We start from the raw sequence: 1,236 nt of genomic DNA on the forward strand, positions 1-1,236 counted from the left end.
TGGAGTGACCCCCGAGATTCCGACACCTGGACGCTGGATGTTTCGTCATCCAGGGGAAGTGATCCATGGTGGCAAAACGGAGGAATTTCCCGGACGAGTTCAAACGGGACGCAGTGGACCTTGTGCGGTCCTCGAAGGACCGGCCCCTCACCGACATCGCCCGGGGTCTTGGCGTCCATCTGGAAACGTTGCGGAAGTGGGTCCGAGAGGACGCCGCCCGCCGCGCCCATGCGAGCGCCGACGAGGCTGATGCCGACATGACCTCGAGCGAGCAAGAGGAACTCAGGCGCCTGCGGCGGGAGAACGCCCGGCTGAAGGAGGACAACGAGATCCTCCGGAAGGCCGCCGCTTATTTCGCACGGGAGACGACACGGTGATCCGCTTCCGTTTCGTCGACGAGCACCGGAACGCCCATGGCGTGAAGCGGATGTGCGACGTCCTGGGCTGGGACCGCTCCGGCTACTACACCTGGCACAAGAACAAGGAGACACGGCAGCAAAGGGCGGATGAGGAAGAGGAACTTGTCCGCCGGATCCGGTGCATCCACACCGAGTCCCGGGGCGCCTACGGCGCTCTGCGGATCACTCGTACCTTGCGCCAGCAGGGGCAGGTCGTGAATCGCAAACGCGTCGCCCGGGTCATGCGGGAACGTCAGATCGCCGGAATAACCCGCCGGAAATCACGGTCTCTGACAAAGGCCGACCGTACGGCACCGCCCGCACCCGACCTCGTCCAGCGGGACTTCACCGCGCCGATGCCGGGCCTGAAACTCGTCGGTGACATCACCTGCCTACCCACCGCCGAGGGATGGCTTTACCTGGCTACGGTGATCGACCTGTGCACGCGCGAGGTCGTCGGCTGGTCCATGGCCGACCATATGCGCACCCAGCTGGTCGATGACGCCATCCGAATGGCCCATGCCGGCGGACACACGGCCGGCAACGCGATCTTCCACACCGACCGCGGATCGCAATACACGTCTCGCCAATTCCGGGAAACATTGGCCGAGTTGGACATCCGGCAAAGCACCGGCCGAACCGGCTCATGCTTCGACAATGCGGCCGCAGAGAGCTTCTTCGCCGTACTCAAATCCGAGATCGGCACCACGGCCTGGCCGACCCGGTCGCAGGCCCGGCAAGACGTATTCGGATGGATCGCGCAGTATTACAACCGGGAGCGGATCCACTCGACCATCGGCTACCTCACCCCACACCAGGCCAGGACCCGCTACAGACA

The 1,236-nt window shown here is 64.4% G+C and carries 2 protein-coding genes; both read left to right on the forward strand.

What is annotated here, in order from left to right; all coding sequences use genetic code 11:
• Positions 1-65: 65 nt before the first annotated feature.
• Positions 66-377, forward strand: coding sequence for a transposase (locus ACWDGI_RS43620; RefSeq protein ID WP_181804623.1), 312 nt, complete (start codon positions 66-68; stop codon positions 375-377).
• The coding region (locus ACWDGI_RS43625) for an IS3 family transposase (protein WP_450768610.1) at positions 374-1,236 on the forward strand (863 nt) is incomplete at its 3' end. The genes ACWDGI_RS43620 and ACWDGI_RS43625, both read left to right, overlap by 4 nt.

Source organism: Streptomyces sp. NPDC001220, from assembly GCF_053597895.1.

Excerpts from the sequence above, each read along its gene's own strand:
- ACWDGI_RS43620 (WP_181804623.1), top strand. The coding sequence starts at position 66 with ATGGTGGCAAAACGGAGGAATTTCCCGGACGAGTTCAAACGGGACGCA.